The organism is Thiorhodovibrio litoralis (genome assembly GCF_033954455.1).
Classification (GTDB): Bacteria; Pseudomonadota; Gammaproteobacteria; order Chromatiales; family Chromatiaceae; genus Thiorhodovibrio; species Thiorhodovibrio litoralis.
In genome coordinates, this window is the sequence record NZ_CP121473.1 from 1,572,371 (window position 1) to 1,595,059 (window position 22,689).

19 protein-coding genes are annotated in these 22,689 nt (G+C 63.0%); 11 read left to right on the plus strand and 8 right to left on the minus strand.

Annotated elements, in window-relative coordinates; all coding sequences use genetic code 11:
• Positions 1 to 34 precede the first annotated feature (34 nt).
• Positions 35 to 1,981 (plus strand): malto-oligosyltrehalose trehalohydrolase, encoded by a 1,947-nt coding sequence (gene treZ / locus Thiosp_RS06885; protein WP_201063459.1) that lies wholly within the window; start codon positions 35 to 37, stop codon positions 1,979 to 1,981.
• Here treZ and Thiosp_RS06890 read toward each other — a convergent pair.
• Positions 1,972 to 2,943 (minus strand): GNAT family N-acetyltransferase, encoded by a 972-nt coding sequence (locus Thiosp_RS06890; protein ID WP_201063465.1) that lies wholly within the window; start codon positions 2,941 to 2,943, stop codon positions 1,972 to 1,974. The two genes, treZ and Thiosp_RS06890, sit on opposite strands and share 10 nt — an antisense overlap.
• 15 nt (positions 2,944 to 2,958) lie before the next feature.
• Positions 2,959 to 3,876, minus strand: coding sequence for a DMT family transporter (locus tag Thiosp_RS06895; protein WP_201063467.1), 918 nt, complete (start codon positions 3,874 to 3,876; stop codon positions 2,959 to 2,961).
• 392 nt (positions 3,877 to 4,268) lie between these two features.
• Between Thiosp_RS06895 and Thiosp_RS06900 the strand changes: the two genes are divergently transcribed.
• Both Thiosp_RS06900 and Thiosp_RS06905 read left to right on the plus strand, forming a co-directional pair.
• Complete coding sequence (locus Thiosp_RS06900; RefSeq protein ID WP_201063469.1) at positions 4,269 to 4,814, plus strand: OmpA family protein; 546 nt, start codon at positions 4,269 to 4,271, stop codon at positions 4,812 to 4,814.
• Positions 4,815 to 4,955: 141 nt separating this feature from the next.
• Positions 4,956 to 5,540, plus strand: a complete 585-nt coding sequence (locus Thiosp_RS06905) for an OmpA family protein (protein ID WP_201063470.1) — start codon at positions 4,956 to 4,958, stop codon at positions 5,538 to 5,540.
• A 213-nt stretch (positions 5,541 to 5,753) separates the two neighbouring features.
• Here the strand turns inward: Thiosp_RS06905 and purB are convergent, their stop codons facing one another.
• The 5 genes from purB to Thiosp_RS06930 form a co-directional block, all read right to left on the minus strand.
• A complete protein-coding gene (gene purB / locus Thiosp_RS06910; RefSeq protein ID WP_201063472.1) occupies positions 5,754 to 7,121 on the minus strand; it encodes an adenylosuccinate lyase in 1,368 nt (455 codons plus the stop codon).
• Between the two features lie 5 nt (positions 7,122 to 7,126).
• Positions 7,127 to 9,793 (minus strand): aconitate hydratase AcnA, encoded by a 2,667-nt coding sequence (acnA, locus tag Thiosp_RS06915; RefSeq protein WP_201063474.1) that lies wholly within the window; start codon positions 9,791 to 9,793, stop codon positions 7,127 to 7,129.
• A gap of 105 nt (positions 9,794 to 9,898) precedes the next feature.
• Positions 9,899 to 10,528 (minus strand): high frequency lysogenization protein HflD, encoded by a 630-nt coding sequence (gene hflD, locus Thiosp_RS06920; protein WP_201063476.1) that lies wholly within the window; start codon positions 10,526 to 10,528, stop codon positions 9,899 to 9,901.
• 26 nt (positions 10,529 to 10,554) lie between these two features.
• Positions 10,555 to 11,658 carry a tRNA 2-thiouridine(34) synthase MnmA gene (mnmA, locus tag Thiosp_RS06925; protein WP_201063478.1) on the minus strand — a complete coding sequence of 368 codons (1,104 nt, stop codon included), beginning with the start codon at positions 11,656 to 11,658 and terminating at the stop codon, positions 10,555 to 10,557.
• A gap of 174 nt (positions 11,659 to 11,832) precedes the next feature.
• On the minus strand, positions 11,833 to 12,879 hold the full coding sequence (locus Thiosp_RS06930) for an agmatine deiminase family protein (protein ID WP_201063480.1): 1,047 nt from the start codon (positions 12,877 to 12,879) through the stop codon (positions 11,833 to 11,835).
• Between the two features lie 269 nt (positions 12,880 to 13,148).
• Here Thiosp_RS06930 and tsaD point away from each other — a divergent pair, with 269 nt between their 5' ends.
• Positions 13,149 to 14,180 carry a tRNA (adenosine(37)-N6)-threonylcarbamoyltransferase complex transferase subunit TsaD gene (gene tsaD / locus Thiosp_RS06935; protein ID WP_201063552.1) on the plus strand — a complete coding sequence of 344 codons (1,032 nt, stop codon included), beginning with the start codon at positions 13,149 to 13,151 and terminating at the stop codon, positions 14,178 to 14,180.
• Positions 14,181 to 14,272: 92 nt separating this feature from the next.
• On the opposite strand, the gene Thiosp_RS06940 is transcribed toward tsaD, so the two are convergent.
• Positions 14,273 to 15,826 carry a fused MFS/spermidine synthase gene (locus tag Thiosp_RS06940; protein ID WP_323696948.1) on the minus strand — a complete coding sequence of 518 codons (1,554 nt, stop codon included), beginning with the start codon at positions 15,824 to 15,826 and terminating at the stop codon, positions 14,273 to 14,275.
• Between the two features lie 313 nt (positions 15,827 to 16,139).
• Here Thiosp_RS06940 and Thiosp_RS06945 point away from each other — a divergent pair, with 313 nt between their 5' ends.
• The 7 genes from Thiosp_RS06945 (at position 16,140) to Thiosp_RS06975 (ending at position 22,470) form a co-directional block, all read left to right on the plus strand.
• Positions 16,140 to 16,937 carry a thiazole synthase gene (locus Thiosp_RS06945; RefSeq protein WP_201063484.1) on the plus strand — a complete coding sequence of 266 codons (798 nt, stop codon included), beginning with the start codon at positions 16,140 to 16,142 and terminating at the stop codon, positions 16,935 to 16,937.
• Between the two features lie 77 nt (positions 16,938 to 17,014).
• The gene (trmB, locus tag Thiosp_RS06950) at positions 17,015 to 17,707 is read left to right on the plus strand and encodes a tRNA (guanosine(46)-N7)-methyltransferase TrmB (protein ID WP_201063486.1); all 693 of its coding nucleotides are present in this window, start codon (positions 17,015 to 17,017) and stop codon (positions 17,705 to 17,707) included.
• The gene (locus Thiosp_RS06955; protein WP_201063492.1) at positions 17,707 to 18,408 is read left to right on the plus strand and encodes an ABC transporter ATP-binding protein; all 702 of its coding nucleotides are present in this window, start codon (positions 17,707 to 17,709) and stop codon (positions 18,406 to 18,408) included. The genes trmB and Thiosp_RS06955 overlap by 1 nt, the downstream gene beginning before the upstream one ends.
• Positions 18,405 to 19,196: an ABC transporter permease gene (locus tag Thiosp_RS06960; protein WP_201063494.1), complete on the plus strand. Its 792-nt coding sequence runs from the start codon at positions 18,405 to 18,407 to the stop codon at positions 19,194 to 19,196. Before Thiosp_RS06955 ends, Thiosp_RS06960 begins: the two co-directional genes overlap by 4 nt.
• Before the next feature lie 72 nt (positions 19,197 to 19,268).
• Positions 19,269 to 20,249, plus strand: a complete 981-nt coding sequence (locus Thiosp_RS06965) for an HlyD family secretion protein (protein WP_323696949.1) — start codon at positions 19,269 to 19,271, stop codon at positions 20,247 to 20,249.
• Complete coding sequence (locus Thiosp_RS06970) at positions 20,246 to 21,322, plus strand: ABC transporter ATP-binding protein (protein WP_201063497.1); 1,077 nt, start codon at positions 20,246 to 20,248, stop codon at positions 21,320 to 21,322. The genes Thiosp_RS06965 and Thiosp_RS06970 overlap by 4 nt, the downstream gene beginning before the upstream one ends.
• Positions 21,319 to 22,470 carry an ABC transporter permease gene (locus Thiosp_RS06975; protein WP_201063499.1) on the plus strand — a complete coding sequence of 384 codons (1,152 nt, stop codon included), beginning with the start codon at positions 21,319 to 21,321 and terminating at the stop codon, positions 22,468 to 22,470. The genes Thiosp_RS06970 and Thiosp_RS06975 overlap by 4 nt, the downstream gene beginning before the upstream one ends.
• The last annotated feature ends 219 nt before the right edge of the window (positions 22,471 to 22,689 follow it).

Here is a 22,689-nt window from a genome sequence, read left to right on the forward strand (position 1 = left end):
CGGGCGACAGGAGTCGTTCTCGCGGCGACTGTCGATGCCCTTTGGCTGCGAGCGCGACGCCGATGGGCGCTTCTGCTTTCGGCTCTGGGCCCCGGCGGCGGGTGGTGATCCGCTGCTGAAGTTGAGCTCTGGCGGGCGTGAGCATCTGATCCCGATGGAACGCCTGCCCGATGGCTGGTATCGGCATTGCTCCGACATCGCCCAGCCCGGCGATAGCTATTGCTACCAGCTTGCCAGCGGGCTTTGCGTGCCCGATCCCGCCTCGCGATTCCAGCCGTCAGATGTGCATGGTCCCAGTCAGGTGGTGGACTCCGAAACCTTTGCCTGGCACGACGGCGATTGGCGCGGTCGTCCCTGGCACGAGGCGGTGGTCTACGAACTGCATGTCGGCAGCTTCTCGCCTGGCGGGGATTTTGCCGGGGTCGCGGCACGGCTGGACGATCTGCGCGACCTGGGCGTCACAGCCATCGAGCTGATGCCAGTTGCCGACTTTCCCGGACGCTGGAACTGGGGCTATGACGGGGCGCTGTTATTTGCCCCCGACAGTCGCTATGGCACCCCGGACGATCTCAAGCGTCTGGTGCAGAGTGCGCACCGGCGCGGACTGATGGTGTTTCTCGATGTGGTCTACAACCACTTTGGCCCGGAGGGAAACTACCTGCACTGCTACGCACCGGAGTTCTTTCACCCGGATCGCCACACGCCCTGGGGTGCGGCCATGGACTTCGCAGGGCCGCAGAGTGCGACGGTACGGGAGTTTTTCATCGCCAACGCGCTCTTCTGGCTGATCGAGTACGGCTTCGACGGGCTGCGTCTGGATGCCGTCGACCGGATTGTCGATGACTCCAGCCCCGATATTCTCGAGGAGATGGTGGCACGGGTGCGCGCCGCGCCGGAGCTCCTTGGGCGCGAAGTTCATCTGGTACTGGAAAATGACGATAACGATTCACGCCGCTATCGGCGCGACGATGACGGGCGACCAGTGTTCTTTACCGCGCAATGGAACGACGATGCCCATCATGCCTTCCATGCGGCCCTGACTGGCGAGTCCGATGGTGTCTACCAGGACTATGCTGATGCACCCTTCGCGCGGCTCGGCAAGGCGCTGGCCCAAGGATTCTGCTATCAGGGCGAGGCCTCGGCGTTTCGTGGCGGCAAGGACAGGGGAACATCAAGCGCGCATCTGCCGCCGCTTGCGTTCGTGAATTTTGTGCAGAATCACGATCAGATCGGCAACCGCGGCTTCGGCGAGCGGCTGGAGCACCTGATCCCGGCGCACTCCTTCGAGGCCGCACTGGCCCTTTTGCTTCTGTCGCCGGCTCCACCCTTGCTGTTCATGGGTCAGGAATTTGCTGCAACCACTCCTTTCCTGTTCTTCTGTGATCTGCAACCCGATCTGATGGAACAGGTCAGCGTCGGGCGGCGGCGGGAGTTTGCCTCCCAATCGGCTTTTGCTGACTCCGATCGTCTGCACGCCATTCCGGAACCCGGTGATCAGCGCACCTTCCTGGCCTCCTGTCTGGACTGGCAGGAGCGCGACCGCTCGCCGGGCCGCGAGCGGCTGGCGTTGCACACCCGGCTGCTGCGGTTGCGCGCGAACTACATTCTGCCGCTGCTGCCGCGTCTGCACGGCGGTGGCCATTGGCAGCGCGTGGGGGAGACGGGTCTGAGCTGGCGCTGGCAGACCGCGACCGGTGAGTGTCTGCATCTGAGCGCCAATCTCGCTCCTGCGGCGCTCTCATGGGAGCCGGATGCCACAAGCGCCTCTTGGCCCATGGTGCCGGATCGCGACCGGGTGACGCTTGTTTTTGAGCACCCAGCCCCGGAAGCTTCGTCTCAGGAAGACGAGCACTTTGGCACGAATGGCGCACGACTCGGCCAGCAGGGTGCCGCGCCTCACGCCAAAGATGTCCGCTCAGAAAAGCGCAAGCTTCACTGGCCCGCCGGCTGGGTGTGCTGCTGGATTGAAACTCACAAATAAAGACGGCGCAGCCCGGGGTGGATTTCGCCCTGTTCCCAGATTTCATCGAACAACCGCCGCAGGCGGAGGGTTTCTGCCCCGCTGCTGAAATCAACCAGGGTGCGTCGCGGGTCCTGGTAGCGGGTCAGGAACAGCCCGCCGCGATCGCAGAGTAGAAATTGATCGCAATGCTCGGCCCAGTCTTTCGGCACCAAACGGATTTGCAGATCTGAGCTCAGCACTCGCGCGAGCTCGATCAGTCGGTGGCCGCGGCGGATGGAGGGCTCCGGGTCGATGACCAGTATCCGCACCGGAAGGCGTCCGCGGCGCTCGATCGCGAGGTGGCGCAGCGCATCGACGAAATCCTGCTGGTCGTATACCGCCGGTTGCAGGTCAGCACTCAGCAGCTCGACCTGTCGCAGTGCCTGAGCGGCGAGTTGTCGGGCTGCTTGTGCCAGGTGCTCGGTTTGGGTAAGAAACAGCCGCCCCTGGGTTTCGCCAAGCACACGCGCGCCGAGGTCGGCGCTGATGAGCGCTTCGGGTTCGCGCAGCACCATGGTTTGCAGCGTTTGACCATGGTGGTCGATGGGTGCGTCTTCTGCCGTGAAGCCAAAATGGTTGAAAAAACCTAGGCTTTCCCCGCTGGCAAGCACAAAGGGAGTCAGGTGCCGGTCGCGGGTCAGCTCGCGCACGGCACAGGCGAGCAGTGCGGCGCCGACCCCGCGTCGACGCCATTGCGGGCGCACAGCCAGGCGCTCGATCTGTCCGGACGGCAGCCAGCGCAGGGTGCCGATGGCTTCCGGCGGGTCACCGGCGCGGGCCAGAAGGTGATTCGCCCTGGCATCGCCGCGATCCCATTCGCGCTCTGCATCGCCGCCGAACTCGTGGATGAAGACCGCCTCGCGCACTGCGCGCAGTTCCCGGCCATGGCTGTGCCAGTCGGCGGATTCGATGCGATAGAGGGGGAGAGTGGCTGTAGGCATAATCGCGAACGCTCGTTAGTCGGGGTCCATCGGGGGGCTGATTGCGACCGCAGCGGGCGTTGGACCCCCGGGGCGGAGTGCGTGGGCGCGTTGGCGACTGACCAGCAATCCGGCGCCGGCAATCAGTAGCGAGCCCAGCGCCAGACGCCAGCTGACGGGCTCGGTCCAGATCAGCCAGCCATAAAGCGCGCCGAAGACGACTGAAAAATAGCCAAATGGCGCCATGCGCGAGGCTGGCGCGCGCGAGAGGCCGGTGGTCAGGGCAAGTTGTCCCAGGGTGGCCAAGGCGGCGACGGCGAGCAGCCAAGGGAAGTCGGTCGCTGTCGGTGTCTGCCAGCTCCAGATCAAAGGGACGGCTGAGACAGTTGTGGCTATCAGGGCGAAATAAAACACAATTCGCAGAGATGGCTCGGTGTGCGCAAGCCGCCTGACGGTGACCTTCGCTAAGGCAGCAAAGAGGCCGCCCAGTAGCCCGATCAAAGCGACCGGCGATACGCCCTGCACGCCGGGGGCGAGAATGGTCAGCACACCACAAAAGCCGATGCCGAGCGCGGCCCAGATGAATGGTGACATCTCTTCGCGTAGCCACAGGAAAGCGACGATGGGGATAAAAATCGGCGCCGTCAGCTTCAGCAGCATGGCCTCCGCCAAGTTGATATGGGCGATGGCGTAGAAAAACGCATACATGGCCGAGACCCCGGCAATGGCCCGCAGCAGATGCAGGCCCGGGACCTGGGTACGCAGTCCGCCAAGCTTGCGCCGCGCGAGCCAGGGCAGCAAGAGCGTCAGACCCAACAGATTGCGAAAGAAGACGATCACCTCGTTGGGCAGTTGAACCGAAACGAAGCGGATGCTGACACCCATCGATGCAAACAGAAACTCCCCCAAAACAATGAAGAAGCCGGCAACCAGCAGGGAGTAAGATGAGCGCAAAGCCAGCCTCTGTTGGTTGGAAGAAACTGTTGTGCTTTTGACGAAAAATGAGAAAATTAGCAAAAGCAGGTTTTTAGATGGATGTCTTTAAGCTGAATCGAGCTTAGTTGTAAAATTACCATGCGATAAAAAAATTGGTCGCACTTTTTCTTGTTATTTCAGCTACAATAAGAGGCGTCAGTATCCAGATGACGGCGCGCCTGTTGGTTTTTTGTCTCGACTCTCGCCGTTGAACCCTATCAAGTCCTTCTTGTTGCATTTTACAACCTGAACCTTACTACTCGCCAAACAGACTTCTGCCGGGGGGCTTTATGCGTGTTGACTCGAAAATCCTACGACCTGCCGCTCTGTCGACGGCCGGCTCCACAGCTAGTGCCGCAGCTCTGCTAGTTGTGGGGCTCGCCCTTAGCGTGGCGTCGGTTGCGCGGGCCGATGTGATGGAACGTTTCTGGTCAGGACCTGACGGCGCTGGTTGGACCAACTCCTCGGGCGAATGCTGGCAGAGTCAAAGTGGCCCGAGTGATGTGGCACCTTGCGCGGCTGAGATTATCGAAAGTCTGACCATCGAGTTGGTCAATGATGAATTTGACTTCAACAGCGCCGTCATCAAACCGGAGATGGCTGATGCGCTTAATGGTGTTGCGCGGGCCGTGCGCGAGAGTGGCGGCGATGAAATGCTGACCATCGTTGGTCACACCGACGGCGTTGGCAGCCAGGACTACAATTATGAACTGGGCCTGCAGCGAGCCGAGTCGACCAAAAACTACCTTGCCAGCGTCGGCATTCCCGTCAGCCGCATGGTGACGCGCAGTGCCGGTAAGCTCGAGCCAATCGCCACGAACGACACCGACGCAGGGCGTGCGCGCAACCGCCGTATCGAAATTCGTACCCAGGTTTACGCTGGGCCGGGCGTTGACGTCGATGTCGCGATCCAGTAGTCCGCATGCGGTGCCATTGATTTTCGGTGGGGATGAATGGACATTCATGCCCCAACCGCTTCCGAAGCCATGAATCCCCGTGTGGGTCCCAAGCCCCGCAGAGACAAAGCTCATTTTTAACTCAAAAGAGAGGAAATACTGATGTTTCAGATGAACCAACTGACCCGGGTTGCTGGGCTGGCCACATCCGCTGCCCTGGCGCTTTCGCTGACTGCAATGCCGGCGTCCGCAATGGACGACGAATCCTACTGGTACGCGAAGGGTGATCAAAGCTTGCCGGACGGTCAGCTGTGGGCGAATAGCTATGGTGAGTGCTGGCAGAGTGCCTACCCCGACGGCCCCACCAACCTGCCGCCCTGCGATCTGGTTGTTCCTGAAGAATTTACCCTGCGTCTGAACTTTGAGTTCGACAAGTACCGCATGGAAAATGTCGTCAATCGTGAAGAAGTTGCGCGTCTCGACGACTATATCGCCGACGTCAAGGCATCCCCGGCTGACGAGTATCTGACCGTCGTTGGCCATACCGACAGCGTCGGCAGCCAGGCTTACAACTACGGTCTTGGTATGCGTCGTGCCACCACAGTGCGCGATTACATGATCAACCAGGGTCTGCCAGCAAGCCGCATTGGGCCAGCTGAAAGCCGTGGCAAACTTGAGATGCTGCCTGAGTATCCGACTGACTCGGTCATGCAGCGTCGCGTCGTGATTCACTCCCGTGGTGAGTGATCGCGATTTTGGCTGATGATGCGATGAGACTGCGGAGTGTCTTGATTCACTCTAAATAACTCTGCGTCGGTCTACACCGCGGCATAGCCTCAACGAAAAGGGCCACTCGGCAATTGCCGGGTGGCCCTTTTTTGGTCAGCGGAGAAAGCAACGTCTGGTAAGCCGATGACGCGGCGTCAATAAAATGGCCTGGTTATTGCCTAGCTGCTTGACTCAGATCGCGCGGGCCTGCGCGGCCGCGTTGCCGATGTAGCTTGCTGGTGTCAGTTCGCTCAACGCGGCTTTGGCGTCTTGCGGAATTTCGAGTGTCTCGACAAAGGCGGCCAGCTCTTGTGCGCCGATGCGGCGCCCGCGCGTGAGTTCCTTGAGCTTCTCGTAGGGTTCAGGCACGCCGTAACGGCGCATCACCGTCTGCACCGCTTCAGCTAGCACTTCCCAATTTTGATCGAGGTCCACCGCCATGCGCACACCATCGGCGTCGAGCTTACCGAGCCCGCGCTGAACAGATGCCATGGCGATCAGGCTATGCGCAAAACCTACACCCAGGTTGCGCAGTGCGGTCGAGTCGCTGAGGTCCCGCTGCCAACGCGACACCGCCAGCTTGGCACCGAGATGGCCAAGCAATGCGTTGGCGATACCAAGATTGCCTTCGGCGTTCTCGAAGTCGATCGGGTTGACCTTGTGCGGCATGGTCGAGGAGCCGACCTCGCCCGCGACTGTTTTCTGGCGAAAATAGCCAATCGAGATATAGGACCAGATGTCCCGGCATAGATCGAGCAGAATCTGATTAAAGCGGGCCAGCGCATCGAACAGCTCCGCCATGGAGTCATGCGGCTCGATCTGGGTGGTATAGGGATTCCACGTCAGCCCCAGGGTTTCGACGAAACCGCGGGCAAGCTTGGGCCAGTCCAGTTCCGGGTAACTGATCAGGTGTGCGTTGTAATTGCCGACCGCGCCATTGATCTTGCCGAAAAGCTCAACTCCCGCGACAGCATCGCGCTGGCGCCGCAGCCGGTGCACGACATTGGCGATTTCTTTCCCTAGGGTCGTGGGAGAGGCTGGCTGCCCATGGGTGCGTGAGAGCATCGGTAGCTCGGCGTGCTGGTGGGCCAGGTCGCGCAGTCGTTCGATCAGCCCGTCCATGGCTGGTAGCAGCGCCTGATCGCGCCCCTCGCGCAACATCAGCCCATGGGCGAGGTTGTTGATGTCCTCCGAGGTGCAGGCAAAGTGGATGAACTCCGCCACCGCCGCGAGCTCAGGCTGATCGGCCACCTGTTCCTTCAGGAAATATTCCACCGCTTTAACGTCATGGTTGGTGGTGCGCTCGATCTCCTTCACGCGTTGCGCCTGCTCGGGCCCAAAGCCATCAACGATGGCATCAAGTCGCGCCAGTGCGTCGGTCGAGAGCGACGGAACCTCCGATATACCGGGATGTGCCGCCAGCGTCCTGAGCCAAGCAATCTCAACGCGCACGCGCCGCTCGATCAGGCCGAACTCGCTAAAAACTGGTCGCAGTGCCGCGGTGGCGCGGGCATAGCGGCCGTCGATGGGGGAAATGGCGGTCAGGGATGTGAGATCCACGAATCTCAAGCTCCTGCCAAGCGCCGCAGCACATAATGCAAAATGCTGCCGTGGCGATAGTAGTCCGCCTCGTTGGGGGTGTCGATGCGCACCTTAGCGGTAAAGGATTTGATGGTGCCCTTGGGTCCGGATGCGGTGACCTGAACCTGTTTGGCATCGCCATCTTCAATGTCGCCGATGTCGAAAGACTCACCGCCGGTCAGGCCGAGTGTTTCGGCGCTGTCGCCAGGAGCGAATTGCAACGGCAGGATGCCCATGCACACTAGGTTGGTGCGATGGATGCGCTCGAAGCTCTCGGCAATGACCGCGCGCACGCCAAGCAGGCGTGGGCCTTTGGCCGCCCAGTCACGTGAGGAACCTGAGCCGTATTCCTTGCCGGCGATGATGATGGCCGGTACGCCCTCGCTCTGGTAGCGCATTGCAGCGTCGTAAATGGACAGCTGCTCGCCCGATGGCTGATGCAGGGTCACGCCGCCCTCGGTGCCGGGGGCCATTTTGTTGCGCAGGCGGATGTTGGCGAAAGTGCCGCGCATCATTACCTCGTGATTGCCACGGCGCGAGCCATAGGAGTTGAATTCGGCCACGGCCACGCCTTGCTCGATCAGATAGCGTCCGGCAGGACCGTCGGCCTTGATGGCGCCAGCCGGGGAGATGTGATCCGTGGTGACCGAGTCGCCGAGAATCGCCAGACAGCGCCCGCCCGTGATGGCCGCGACCGGCTCGGGGGTCAGGCTCATGCCCTCGAAGTAGGGCGGATGCTGGATGTAGGTGGAATCCGCTGCCCAATCGTAGCGTTGGCCTTCGGGCGCGGCCAGCTCCTGCCAGCGGGTGTCGCCGGCGAAGACTTCGGCGTAGCTCTTGCTGAACTGGCTGGCGTTCAGGGAGTGTTCAATCGCGGTGCGGATTTCCGCCTGTGATGGCCAGAGGTCTTTGAGATAGACAGCTTGCCCGCTGGTATCGGTGGCCAGCGGCTCTTCATAAGGGTCAAAGCCCATGCGTCCGGCCAGCGCATAGGCCACCACCAGCGGCGGTGAGGCGAGATAATTCATGCGCACCTCGGCATGCACCCGCCCCTCGAAATTGCGGTTGCCGGACAGCACTGAGGTCACGCTGAGATTGCCCTTGGCGATAGCCGAGGAGACTTCCGGGCGCAGCGGCCCGGAGTTGCCGATGCAGGTGGTGCAACCATAACCCACCACATGAAAGCCGAGCTGCTTGAGCGGCTCCAGCAGCCCGGAGGCTTCCAGATAGCGGGTCACCACCATGGAGCCCGGCCCCAGCGAGGTCTTGACCCAGGGCGGCACCCGCAGGCCACGCGCAACTGCCTTTTGCGCGACCAGGCCAGCGGCCAGCATCACGCTGGGGTTGGAAGTGTTGGTGCAGGAGGTAATGGCGGCGATCACCACCGAGCCGTCGCGCAGTTCGCAGGGCTGGCCGTCGATTTCGGTACTGACCGGCGTGCCCGGCTCGCGGCCGCTTTCGTCGTTGGCCTGTTGCAGCGCGGTGGCGAAGGATCCCTTGATGGCGGTCAGGGCGACCCGGTCCTGCGGGCGTTTGGGGCCGGCCAGGCAGGGGACCACGGTGCCGATGTCGAGCTCCAGAACCTGCGTGAATTGCGGCTCCGGGCTATTGGCACTGGCGAAAAAGCCTTGCTCCTTGGCATAGGCCTCAACCAGCGCGACCTGATCCGGATCGCGGCCGGTCATGCGCAGAAACTTGAGTGTTTCCTGATCAATCGGGAACAGACCGCAGGTGGCGCCATACTCGGGGGCCATGTTGGCGATGGTGGTGCGCTCGCCCATCGGCAGGGTCGCTACCGCCGGGCCAAAGAATTCGACGAACTTCCCCACCACCCCATGCTGGCGCAGGCGCTCGACAATGGTCAGCACCAGGTCGGTGGCGGTGGTGCCTTCGGGCAACTCGCCGGTCAGGCGCATGCCGACCACTTGCGGAATCAGCATGGAGATCGGTTGGCCGAGCATGGACGCCTCGGCCTCAATGCCACCCACACCCCAGCCGAGCACGCCCACGCCATTGATCATGGTGGTGTGAGAGTCGGTGCCGACCAGGGTGTCGGGATAGGCCTGACGTTGCCCGTCCAGCTCGCGCGAGAAGATCACCCGCGCCAGGTATTCCACATTCACCTGATGCACAATGCCGGTATCGGGCGGCACCACCTGGAAGTTATCGAACGCCGTTTGCCCCCATTTGAGAAAGGCATAGCGTTCGCGATTGCGCGAAAACTCCATTTCCGCGTTCTGGGCGAAGGCGCTGTCGCTGGCGTAATAGTCAACCTGCACCGAGTGGTCGATGACCAACTCCGCCGGCTGCAGCGGATTGATGCGCTCGGGGTCGCCGCCGAGTGCGCTCATGGCGTCGCGCATCGCCGCCAGGTCAACTATCGCCGGCACGCCGGTGAAGTCCTGCATCAGCACCCGCGCCGGCCGGTACTGGATCTCGGTCGCTGGTTCGGCCTGCGGGTCCCACTGCGCCAGGGCTTCGATGTCCTCGCGCCGCACGCTGACGCCATCTTCGTGTCGCAGCAGATTCTCGAGCAGAATCTTCAGCGAAAACGGCAGCCGCTCGCTGCCGGGGACGGCGTCGAGGCGAAAAATGTCGTAGGTCTGGTCGCCGACGCGAAGCGCGGCCCGGGCGTTGAAGCTATTGGACATGAATGGATTTCCGGCGGTGGTTGACGGCTCAAGCCTTGAGATTCTAGCGGTCGCGGCCCGGCGAGAAAAGCGCGGGCCGCCGAAGGGAGTGGATTCGCAGGCGAATCAGGCGGTCTCGTTGCGCGCTAGATACTCGCGCGCGGAAGCGAGCAGGCGACCGCGCCCGAACAGAATCTGCCAGCGAGTGCCGCCAAGCTGTTGCCACAGGATGGCGGAGCGGATGCCAGAGAGCAGCAGGGCACGGATGCGGTCCTGATTTTCGCTGTTTTTCAGGTACAGCGGATTACCGCGCACCAGGATTCTCGGTTCCAGGGTGCTGACATGATCGCTGTAGAGCGTCGCCAGGGAGGCCAGCAACTCCGCATCAAGCAGCGGGCGGTCATGGCGCTTGGTATCGGCAATTTCGATCCCGTTGCCGATTTTGCCAAGCAGATCGCGCCTGTCGCTCAGTGTGCGGGCGTGCTTGAGGAGATTGATCAAGTAACGAGTCAGCTCCAAATTGCGGCTCGGTTGGCCGGTGATCTGCCCGACCAACGCACGCATGCCGATGGCGACAGCGCCCGGCGGGCCATAGACCGAGGGCGTGTCAGGTGCGTCGACCTGAAACAGGCTATGAATGCAGGGTTCCATGGCTTCGACATCCACGGAACCGCGGTTAGCGATTCGCTCTACGCAATGAGCGGCCTGATGTAGGCCGGCGAGGGCAATCGCACGCTCGAGATCACTGTGTTGCATGAATTAAAGTGGTTGTTCGCTAGTGATTAGTCTGTCGCAGCGGCAATAACGCAGCCGCCCAGGCATTGATCGCCATGATAAAAAACCGCCGACTGTCCCGGCGTGATGGCGCGTTGCGGGATGGCAAAGCGCACGTGGCACTGATTCCTGTCTGAGTCGCTATCGTACTCGACTAGGGTGCAGGCTTGCAGCGGTTGACGGTGGCGCAGTCGGCACAAACAGTCGAAAGGCGGCGGGGCAGGCGCTGTGCCAGCAATCCAGTGCAGTTGTTCGCCGCTGAGACTCTGAGCAAACAGCAGCGGATGATCGCCGCCCTGGACCACGATCAGGGCATTGCGATCGGGGGCTTTGGCGGCGACGAACCAGGGCGCCTCGCCCGCGTCCCGCTGTCCGCCAATCCCGAGCCCCTGCCGCTGGCCGATCGTGTAATACGCGAGCCCCTGATGCTCGCCAAGCACTTGGCCCTCGGGGGTTTCGATCGGCCCCGGCTCGCGCGGCAGGTAGCGGGCGAGGAAGTCGGCAAAGCGGCGCTCACCGATAAAGCAGATGCCGGTACTATCCTTCTTTTGGGCATTGGCCAGACCCAAATCTTGTGCCAGTGCGCGGACCTCTGGCTTGCTGAGGTCCGACAGCGGAAAGAGTGCGCGTGCAAGCTGCTGCTGGTCAAGCCGATGCAAAAAATAGGTCTGGTCCTTGTTGGTATCCTTTGCCAGATGCAAGGTGCTGCGGTTTGAGGCATGGATGATCTGCGCATAGTGCCCGGTTGCGATCCAATCGGCGCCCAGAGTCAGGGCGAAGTCCAGAAACGCACGAAACTTGATCTCGCTATTGCACAGGATGTCCGGATTGGGTGTGCGCAACGCGCGGTATTCGGCCAGAAAATGAGCGAACACCCGATCCCAGTATTCGGTAGCAAAGTTTACTGTGCGCAGCGGAATGCCGAGCCGCTCGGCGACCGCTTGCGCATCGGCGAGGTCCTCCGCTGCAGCGCAATAGCCGGGGGCGTCGTCTTCCTCCCAGTTCTTCATGAACAGCGCTTCGACCCGATAGCCCTGTTCGATCAGCACATGGGCGGCGACGGCGGAATCCACTCCACCCGAGAGTCCAATCAGCACGCGTTCCGAGGTCATTGTTTGATATCAAAAGCACATAGAATTTCGGCTTGTTTTGGACCGGGTGACGGTCGCGGGGGACGCCGTAAATCCATCCCCAAATTTCCAATCGGGTGCTTCCCAGCGGCGTCCTGCCGCTGAAAACCCCCGCGCCCGTCACCCGGCCCAAAACTGAAAACCCATCTGTGACGCCTATAGTGCCTCGCAAATGCCGACCGCGGATGGCAGTTGCATGCAGGCACAGTGCAAGCTGCCACCTTGGCGGATCAACGCACGGCAGTCAATCGGATGGACCCGGCGATCGGGAAAGGCCGCTTGAATGAGGCGCAGCGCCTCGGCGTCGGCCGGGTCTTGATAGGTCGGCATCAGCACGGCGCCGTTGATGAGGACGAAGTTGGCATAGCCCGCGGGCAGCCGGTCTCCGCTCGCATCGAAAGCCGGTTGCGGGGATGGCAGCGGTAGTAGCCGGTAGGGCTGGCCTTCAGTGCCGCGCAGTGCCTGGAGCTCGCTGATCATGACGTTGATGGAACGGTAATCGGGGTCGGCTGGGTTATCGCAGCTGACGTGAGCAATGGTGCGGTGGTCGATGAAACGGGCCAGGGTGTCGATATGGCCGTCGGTATCATCGCCGCTCAATTGTCCATGCTGCAGCCACAGGAAACGCTGGGTGCCGAGCCATAGCCGCAACTCCTGCTCAATGTCGGTCTGGCTCCAGCCCGGGTTGCGTGCCGGGTCGACCAGGGTGCGGCGCACCAGCAACAGCGAGCCGGCGCCGTCGCTGTCGATGGCGCCGCCCTCAAGCACCAGCTCGCTGCGCTGCCAGGCGATCTCGGGGAACAGGTTCTGCTTTTGCAGCTGGGTGTTGATCTGGTCATCCAGCTCGCTGGGAAATTTGCCGCCCCAGCCGTTGAAGCGAAAATCAATTAAGCAAGGTTTCCCCTGAGCATCCAGCACGCCAATAGGACCATGATCCCGCGTCCAGGTATCATTGCCGCGTGCCAGCGCAAAGCTAAGCCGCGTCGCTGGCACGCCGGCATCCGAGAGCCGTTGCTCCACGCGGGTTTGCCAGGGCTGATCTGGGCAAAGAATCAACGCGTGCTGGTAACGACAAACCGTCTGGACAATTGCGATATAAACCGCCTCGACGGCTTCAATCTGGTCGCCCCAGTCAGTGTCGAGATGCGGCCAGGTCAGCATCAGCGCGCTTTGCGCGTCCCATTCGGCGGGCAGGGTGATCATCGTCGTGGTGTAAGCTCTGCGGTTGCGAGATCACCAGTCTAAGCGCTGGCTCGGCGCTTGGGAAAGCAAAGCCGTGTCGATATTGATGTTATAGGCATCACAGATGAGCTTTCGGTTTTGGGCCGGGTGACGGGCGCGGGGGTTTTCAGCGGCAGGACGCCGCTGGGAAGCCTCCATGGATGGATTTACGGCGTCCCCCGCGACCGTCACCCGGCCCAAAACAAGCCGAATTTCCATGTGTTTGAGTTATGCACTCGGAATCAACCAAAATGCGCGTCCTCGGCATCGAAACTTCCTGCGACGAAACCGGCGTGGCCGTCTATGGCGACGACATCGGGTTGGCCGCGCATGCGGTCTATAGTCAGACTGACATCCATGCCGAATACGGTGGTGTGGTGCCGGAGCTGGCCTCGCGTGATCATATTCGCAAGACGCTGCCGCTGATCCATCAGGTGCTCGACGAGGCCGGGCTGGGTGCAGCTGACATCGACGGCCTGGCCTACACCGCCGGTCCTGGGCTGATCGGCGCCTTGCTGGTTGGCTCCGCGCTCGGGCGAAGCCTGGCCTGGGCATGGGAGGTGCCGGCCATTGGCGTGCATCACATGGAAGGACATCTGCTGGCGCCGCTGCTGGAATCCCCGGCGCCGGATTTTCCTTTCGTCGCGCTGCTGGTGTCTGGCGGGCACACGCAGCTGGTTGAAGTCCAAGCCGTTGGGCACTACCGGCTCTTGGGCGAGTCAGTGGACGATGCCGCCGGCGAGGCCTTTGACAAGACCGCCAAGATTCTCGGGCTGCCCTATCCTGGCGGTCCGGCACTGGCGCGGCTGGCGGAGCAAGGCGATTCTGCGCGCTATCGCTTTCCCCGGCCGATGACTGACAGGCCCGGGCTGGATTTCAGCTTCAGCGGGCTCAAGACCTTCGCGCTCAATACCCTGCAGCATCTGCAGGCATCGAATGAGGACCAGACTCAGGGCCGCGCGGACATCGCCCGCGCCTTCGAGGACGCCGTGGTCGACACCCTGGTGATCAAGTGCCGGCGTGCCTTGCAGCAGAGCGGTCTGCAGCGCCTAGTGCTGGCCGGTGGTGTCAGCGCCAACCGCCGATTGCGCGAGCGCATGACCGAGGCGATCGAAGCCATTGGCGGCCAGGCCTTCTTCCCGCGCCCGGCGCTGTGCACCGACAATGGCGCCATGATCGCCTATGCCGGTTGGTACCGGCTCAAGGCCGGTCAGCGCGAGCCGCTAGCGTTTCGGCCGCGCCCGCGCTGGTCGCTGGAAGAGCTTCCGCCTCTGGCTGGCTGATTGGCACCGTAGTTTGGTAGTTGCCGGGGCTTTTTGTGGCCGGCGCGGCCTGTGCCTCTGGCTGATTCAAGTGATGGTCGGCGGCGACTTGGCTACTGACTCTCTCCGATCAATAGACCCGCGATCAAGCGCTCAACGGGCGCATAGTCGTCAGTCAGGATGGGGAGTTCCCGTGGATCGCGGCCATAGCCGAGCACGGCGTCGGTCATGCGCTGCCAGCGGCGGACGAATCCATGGCGGGCGATGATGGTATCTGGTAGCGGCGTGCCGTTGGTGGCTGAGATCACAAAGGTCACACGCTCGGCTTCCGGTACATGATCCATCCAGATATCGACCTGCGCGAAAGCGGTTTGCAACGTGTTGATCAGGCTCTTGATCAGCAACGGGTCGGGCAGGGTGTCGACCACGTTCATCAGGTAGAGTCCATCGGGGGCGAGACGCTCGCGCACCAGGGCAGCGAATTCTCGCGTGACCAGATGCGGCGGGATGGCGACATCATGGAAGACATCGCCGACGATGACATCGAAAGGTTCGGCTTCACTTTGCAGCGCCAGGCGCGCATCCCGATGGACGATGTGCATCGGTGCTGGGTCCAGACCAAGCGACTCAACCGCTGTGAGCGTCACCAGCGGATCGAGCTCGGCGACCGTGATGCTGGAATCTGGACTGAGCGACTCGACTGCGCGCGGCAGGCTGTAAGCTCCGCCGCCGGCGAAGAACCAGCGCAGCCCCTCGGCATAGCGCTCGCCGAAATGCGCGGCGGCCAGTTCGTCGAGTGCGTGCACATAAGGGGCGACCAGCAGGCTCGGCTCAGTGCGGTGGTTGATGCCGTGCAGCAGATGGTCCAGCACCAGACCGCGCGTCGGGCCGGCCTCGGGTGGAGTGGGCTGCTCAACCACGCGCATGCAAAAGTAGCGGCTTTCGCGCTCGCAGCTGCCGGCCAGTCCGTGGGATAGCAGCAGGCCGGCCAGTGCGACGGAGACGGCGAGGCTCAGCGCGGTCTGGGTCGAACGGCGGGCGCCGCGCAAAAAAGGGACCGCGAGCAGCATCAGCAAGATCCCGCACATCAGCACCAGCGCGCGCGAGCCGATCCATTGCACCAGCCAGTAGCCAGCCGCAAAGGTGCCGAGAATACTGCCAACCGCAGCCAGCGCATGCATGCGCCCGACCACATGGCCAGCGCGTGCGTCGAGCCGCAGCGCCAGGGTGGTCAGCAGCGGTGTGACAATGCCGATGAATACGGCTGGCAGAAAAAACAGCGCCGCAGCCAGCGCAAAACTCGCCGACAGCAGGCTGGCCTCCGCCTCCTGTAAACGACTACCCAAGGTGTCGATACCGATCAGGCTCAGAATGCAGTAAAGCCCAGCGAGCCCGAGCACCGTCCCGACGCTGCGCCCGCTGCCGCCACGGTCGGCCCACACGCCGCCCAACCAGTTGCCTAGCGACAGCCCGGCGAGGATCACGCCGATGATGGAGGTCCAGGTATAAAGCGACACGCCAATCCAGGGCGCCAGCAGCCGCCCGGCGACGATCTCCAGCACCAGCAGCAGGGCGGAACTCAGCAGCACTGTCAGTCCATAGCCAAACAAGCGGCTGCGGGCACTGGTATCGTTTTCGCAGTTGGAGTGTTTAGACATTTTGGACATGGTGATGGCGGGTCCCAGGTTGAAGAAGCGACATTCTATCGCTCATGATCCCGACCGCCCCGGCAAATGCATCCGAGTGATGACCTCAAGATGACGGCTGCGGCCGGATGGCGCTAGGATTCGCGACTTAACCAAGTCTGAGGGCGCCTCCAACTCAGTCTGCCGCCCGCGGAACGCTATGGTAAGGTTCTGCCTATTGCCGCTAATCAGTCCGCTCGTGCGTCATTGGCGAGCGGTCGATGGCATTTGTCAGGCGCCTCGCCGCCAAACTTGAAAGTCACTCCTGCTGCGATTTAGGCCCATATTAACGACCATGACTGTATCGACCAAAGACTCCGACACCCTCACCATTGCCGGTCGTACCTACCAGTCCCGTCTGCTGGTCGGCACGGGCAAGTATCGCGACCTTGACGAAACCACCCGCGCCATCGACGCGAGCGGTGCCGAGATCGTCACCATCGCTGTGCGCCGCACCAATATCGGCCAGAACGCGAGCGAGCCGAACATCCTTGATGTGCTCCCGCCCGAGCGTTACACCATTCTGCCCAACACCGCCGGTTGCTATGACGCCGAGACCGCGTTGCGCACTTGCCGCCTGGCGCGCGAGCTGCTCGACGGCCACAATCTGGTCAAGCTTGAGGTGCTTGGCGATGAGAAGACCCTGTTTCCGGATGTGGTCGCCACTCTGCAGGCCGCCGAGGTGCTGGTGAAGGAAGGCTTCGAGGTGATGGTCTACACCAATGATGATCCCATTATGGCCAAACGGCTGGAGGAAATCGGCTGTGTCGCAGTGATGCCCTTGGCCGCACCCATTGGGTCCGGGCTTGGTATCCGCAACCGGCTGAATATTCTCACCATTGTCGAAAACGCCAAGGTGCCTATTCTGGTTGATGCCGGTGTCGGTACCGCCTCGGATGCCGCCGTGGCCATGGAACTCGGCTGCGACGGCGTGCTGATGAATACCGCCATCGCCGCGGCCCGCGATCCTATCCTGATGGCCAGCGCCATGCGTAAGGCAATCGAAGCCGGGCGCGAGGCCTATCTGGCCGGGCGCATGCCCGCCAAGCGCTATGCCTCGGCCTCCTCGCCGATTGAGGGGACCTTTTTCTGAGCACAGGTTCCAGCTCCGGTTGTAGCTCGGGGCGCACGCCACCTGAGCCGCTGCTCTTTCCAGCCGCGGATACTGGTTTGCCTGCGGACATCCGCCGTCGGCCGGTGCGAAGCTTCGTGCTGCGCGAAGGGCGACTGACAGCGGCCCAGGCACGCGCCTTCGAGACGTTGTGGCCGCGCTACGGACTTAACTGGCAGCCGGACCAGCCGCTCGATCTGCCAGCGCTGTTCGGCAATGATCACCCGGTCGTGCTGGAAATCGGCTTCGGCAACGGCGAGGCAATGCTGCACATGGCCGCCCGCCATCCGAAGCGCAACTATCTGGGGCTCGAAGTCCATCGGCCCGGCATCGGTCATCTGCTGCGCGAGCTTGAGCGCGTCGGTCTTGGCAACGTCCGGGTGATGCGCGAAGACGCCACCGCTTTGCTGGCACGCGGCCTCAAGCCCGCAAGCCTGGCCGGTGTTTGTTTGTTTTTCCCTGATCCCTGGCCAAAAAAGCGCCACCACAAGCGCCGCATCGTGCAGCCCGCCTTTGTCGATGAGCTCGCGCGGGTGATCGCAAGCGGCGGCTTCTTTCATGCCGCCACCGACTGGTTGCCCTATGCCGAGTGGATGCTCGAGCACCTTTGCGCGGCCGGCGATCGCTTCGAGAATTTGTCTCCGAGTGGCGACTTCATCCCGCGCCCCGATGACCGCCCACCCACGCGTTTCGAGCGCCGCGGCGAGCGCCTTGGCCAGCCGGCGCGCGATCTGTGGTTTCGGCGGCGCTGATGGCGGGGCTTATTTTGCGCGGACTCATCCCGGGGCATGCTCTGGGGGCGGTCGATCTGGAAGTCCCCGCTGGAGACTTGCTGCTTTTGTCTGGCCCCTCGGGCTCGGGCAAGAGCCTGCTGCTGCGCGCCATTGCCGATCTTGATCCGCATCGGGGCGATGTTTGGCTGGGAGCCCAGGCGCGCTCCGCCTTGCCGCCTTCGGACTGGCGTCGGCGGGTGGGCCTGCTGCTGGCGGAATCCGGCTGGTGGGCTGAGCGCGTTGGGGCGCACTTTCCGCCTGATTTACATAGCGATGCGGGGTTGGTCCGGCCCTTGGCGCTTGGTCGCCCGGAGACTGATCGCTCGCAGGCCGAGCCCGAATCAGTGATGGCTCTGCTGGTCGCGCTTGGCTTTGCGCCCGATGTGCTTGACTGGGCGATTGCGCGCCTGTCGACCGGCGAGCGTCAGCGCCTGGCCCTGGCACGTCTGCTGGCCAACCGGCCCGAGGCGTTGCTGCTTGATGAGCCGACGGCGAATCTCGATCCGACCAATCGCGACCATGTCGAGCAGCTGATCCTCGACTACCGCCAGCAACAGGGCGCGGCGGTGCTCTGGGTCAGCCACGACCCCGAGCAACGTGCCCGCCTGGCCGCGCTGACCGGTGCCCGGCGGCTGCGCATTGAGGCCGGCGCGTTGCGGGAGGAAGCGGAGACACCATGAGCCTGATTCTGCTCAGCCCCTGGGATCTCAGCCTGGCGGCCATCCTGGTGCTGCTGCTGGCTGGGTTGTCCTGGCGCTTGCATCTGGGTGTCGAACGTCGGGTGCTGATCGCCGCCGCGCGCAGCACCGTGCAACTCATGCTGATTGGGCTGGTGCTGGGCGCGCTCTTTGCCACCACCAACCCCTGGCTGATCGCTGCCCTGGCGCTGTTCATGCTCTCGGTCGCCGGTTGGGAGGTGCGCGCGCGCCAGAAACGCCGTTTCCTTGGCTTGTGGAGCTACGGCATCGGTGCGGTGTCGATGTTTCTGTCGTCCTTCAGCATCACGATGCTGGCGCTCACGGTCATCATTCGCGTTGAGCCCTGGTATCAGCCGCAGTATCTGATCCCGTTGCTCGGCATGCTGCTCGGCAACACCATGTCGGGGGTGGCTGTCGCGCTCGATAACCTCACCCGGCAGGCGAGCGATGGCCGCGCGATCATCGAAGCCCGGCTGCTGCTCGGCGCGCGCTGGGACCAGGCCATCGGCGAGATTCGCCGCGATGCGCTGCGCTCAGGGATGATCCCCATCGTCAATTCCATGGCCACCGCGGGCCTGGTCAGCCTGCCGGGGATGATGACCGGGCAAATCCTCGCTGGCAGTCCGCCGTTGGAAGCCGCAAAATACCAGCTCCTGATTATGTTCCTGGTCGCTTCCGGCACCGGACTGGGGAGCCTTGCTGCAGTCTGGATCGGCTCGCGTCGGCTGTTTGACGAACGCGAGCGGCTGCGGCTCGATCGGCTGCATTAATGCCGGCCTGGATTCCGTGGTCGCCGATCGTTCTCCCATGATGGTCTGGTGTTACAAACGAGGGCTCGCACCGTGATTGCTGCCGTTGACCGACTCCGCGCCCGCCTGCTGCTCGCCCTGCTTGCCGGCCTGCCGCTCGGCGGCTGCACGCCAGAAACAGATCTGGCGCTCGGCACCCTGGAGCGTGACCGCATCGCCCTGACCGCGACTGTGGCCGAGGTCATCGTCGATCTTCCTGTCGTCGAGGGCACGGCTGTCACCAAAGGCACGGTGCTGGCGCGCCTTGATGATCGCCAGCAGCGTGCCGAGGTCGAGCGCGCCAAGGCGGAGGTCGCGCAGGCGCAGGCCAATCTCAAAAAGCTGCAAAATGGTGCGCGCCCCGAGGAGATCGCCGCCGCCCGCGCCCGGGCGGCCGGTGCCGAGGCGGAACTGCGCGATGCCGAGATCACCTATCAGCGCAACCAGGAGTTGATGACGAAAAAATCCGTCAGCAAGGCCGAACTTGATCGCACCCTGGCGCAACGCGATGGCGCCCAGGCTGATCTCGACCAAGCGCAGCAGCATCTCGATGAACTCATCGCCGGCACCCGGGTCGAGGAACTCGCTCAGGCCAAGGCCGAGCTCAACGCCGCGGATGCGCGCTTGGCCTACCAGCAGGCGCTGCTCGGCGATCTCACCATTGTCGCCACCCGCGACGGTATCCTCGACAGCCTGCCGTGGAATCTTGGCGAGCGCGTCACAGTCGGCAGCCCGGTGGCGGTGATGCTTGCCGGCAAAGCGCCTTATGCGCGCGTCTATGTGCCAGAGCCCCATCGCGTCAGCATCAAGGAGGGCGACACCTTGACAGTGCGGGTCGATGGCCTGGATGACGCGCTGAGCGGCCAAGTCCGTTGGATCAGCGCGTTGCCGGCCTTCACACCCTACTATGCGCTGAATGCCGAGGACCGCAGTCGCTTGGTCTATCTCGCCGAGGTGCAACTGCCCGACAAGGCCGCCGATTTGCCCAACGGCGTGCCGGCGCAGGTCGAGCTGCCAACAGCGGCCCAGCGGTGAAATCCTCTGCCAATAGCCGCTCGGCCACTGGGGCGGCTTCTGCGCCCGATTCTGACGTTGCCGTCGAGGCGCATGGCCTCACCCGCCGCTTCGGCGACCTGCTCGCGGTCGATGCGCTCGATTTGCAGGTCGCGCCGCGCAGCATCTACGGTTTTCTCGGCCCCAATGGCTGCGGCAAGACCACCACGGTGCGCATGCTGACCGGGTTGCTGACGCCCACCTCAGGCGAGGTGACAGTGCTCGGGCATCGGCTGCCGGGCGAGGCCGAAATTCTCAAGCGCAAAATCGGCTACATGACGCAGAAGTTCTCCCTCTATGAGGACCTGACGGTGCTCGAGAACCTGCGTTTTGTTGCGAGTGTTTATGGCCTTGGGCCGCGCGAGGCCAAGTCACGCATCGCCGAGCTGCTCGACAACTATGCGCTCGAGCCGCTCGCGTGGCAGCGTGCCGGCAGCATGAGCGGGGGCCAGCGCCAGCGCCTCAGCCTGGCCGCGGCGATTCTGCATCGTCCGTCGCTGCTGTTTCTCGATGAGCCGACTTCGGCGGTCGATCCCGAAAACCGCCGCGACTTCTGGGAGCGCCTGTTCGATCTGATCGACGCAGGCGCCACCATCTTGGTCTCCACCCACTACATGGACGAAGCCGAACGCTGCCATCGCCTGGCAATTCTCGAAGCCGGTCACAAGCGCGCTGACGGCTCGCCGGCCGAGCTGATGGCGGCCATGGGCGCCCATGTGCTTGAGCTGGAAGGTCCCAATCTGCGCCAGACCAAGACCGCACTGACGGCGCTGCCGGAGATTCTCTCCGCCGCCCAACTCGGCAGTCGCCTGCGGGTGCTGGTGCGCGACCAGGTGGCCGAGCCCAAGACCTGGCTGCGCGCCCTGCCGGTCGCGCGGGATTTGACCAATATCACGCCGGCGCGCCCCAGCCTCGAAGATGTCTTTGTCACCTGCACCGGGCATGGTCGCCCGGAGCAGAACCAGGACCAGGACCAGAGCCAGAAGCAGCAACAGAAGCGGGAGCAGGACCAAGAGCAGGATCAGCGACCAGAGCAGGTGAGGGTGGCCGGATGAAGGCCGCGCGTCGCATTCTCGCCATCCTGACCAAGGAGCTGTTGCAGCTGCGCCGCGACCGGGTCACGCTCGCCATGGTCATCATGATCCCGCTCATCCAGCTGATGCTGTTCGGCTACGCCATCAACACCAAGGTGCGCGACATTCCCACCGCCCTGGTCGACCAGAGCGGCAGCGCGCTCGGGCGAGTACTGGCGCAGACGGTGGAAGCGACCCAGGTGGTGCGCTTTACCGAACATCATGCCGACATCGCCGCCGCCGAGGACGCGATTCGCGAGGGCCGGGTGCGCGCGGCCTTCATCATCCCGGCCGATCTGGCCCAGCGGGTGGTCAGAAGTGGCAGCGTGCGCCCCCAGCTCGCCACGCCGCCTTCCACCGATTGGGAGCTCAGCCGCCCGGTGGCGCAATGGCTGGTGGATGCTTCGGATACCGTCATAGCCGGTGCCATCAAAGGCTTGCGTGGCATGCCCTTGGCAGAGCTGATGCGCGAGCCGGTCAATCGTTCCACACCCACTTTTGCTGTTGCGTTGCTGTTTAATCCCTCGCAACGCACCGTGGTCAACATCGTGCCCGGCCTGGTCGGCGTGATTCTCACCATGACCATGATTATGTTTACCGCTGCCGCCATCGTGCGCGAGCGCGAGCGCGGCAACATGGAAATGCTGATCAACACCCCGGTGCGCCCGATCGAGCTGATGATCGGCAAGATCCTGCCCTATGTTGGCATCGGCCTGGTGCAGGCAGGAATCATCCTTGGGCTCGGGCATCTGGTGTTCACAGTACCTCTGCACGGCAGCCTGCTGGCCCTGGCCTGCCTGACGCTGGTCTTCATCGGCGCCAGCCTGTCACTCGGGCTGGTGCTCTCGACCATCGCCAAGAGTCAGCTGCAGGCCACCCAGATGACGATTTTCATCCTGCTGCCATCCATTCTGCTATCGGGTTTCATGTTCCCCTACGAGGGCATGCCACTCGCCGCCCAATACATCGCCGAGGCACTGCCCGCGACCCACTTCATCCGCGCCATCCGCGCCGTGCTGCTGCGCGACGCCATGCTCGAGGATGTCCAGGAAGATACCCTGTGGCTGCTCGGTTTCATGCTGATCGGCCTGCTGGTCGCCTCCCTGCGTTTCCGCAAGCGGCTCGATTGAACCAGCGCTATTGTTCATCCTCGGCGCGGCCAAAGAGCGCCTGAGCCTGCTGTTCTGCCCCGCGATTTAACTCGCCACTTCGGCGCCCATGGTGGCGGCGTTAACCTTTGTGCATCGCTGATACTTGCCGCAGAGTTGATCTGGCCTCGCTCATCAATGCAAAATGAAAGTGCGACCTATCGAGCACAATTCCGCGCTGGTGAGTCATTTTGGCGATTG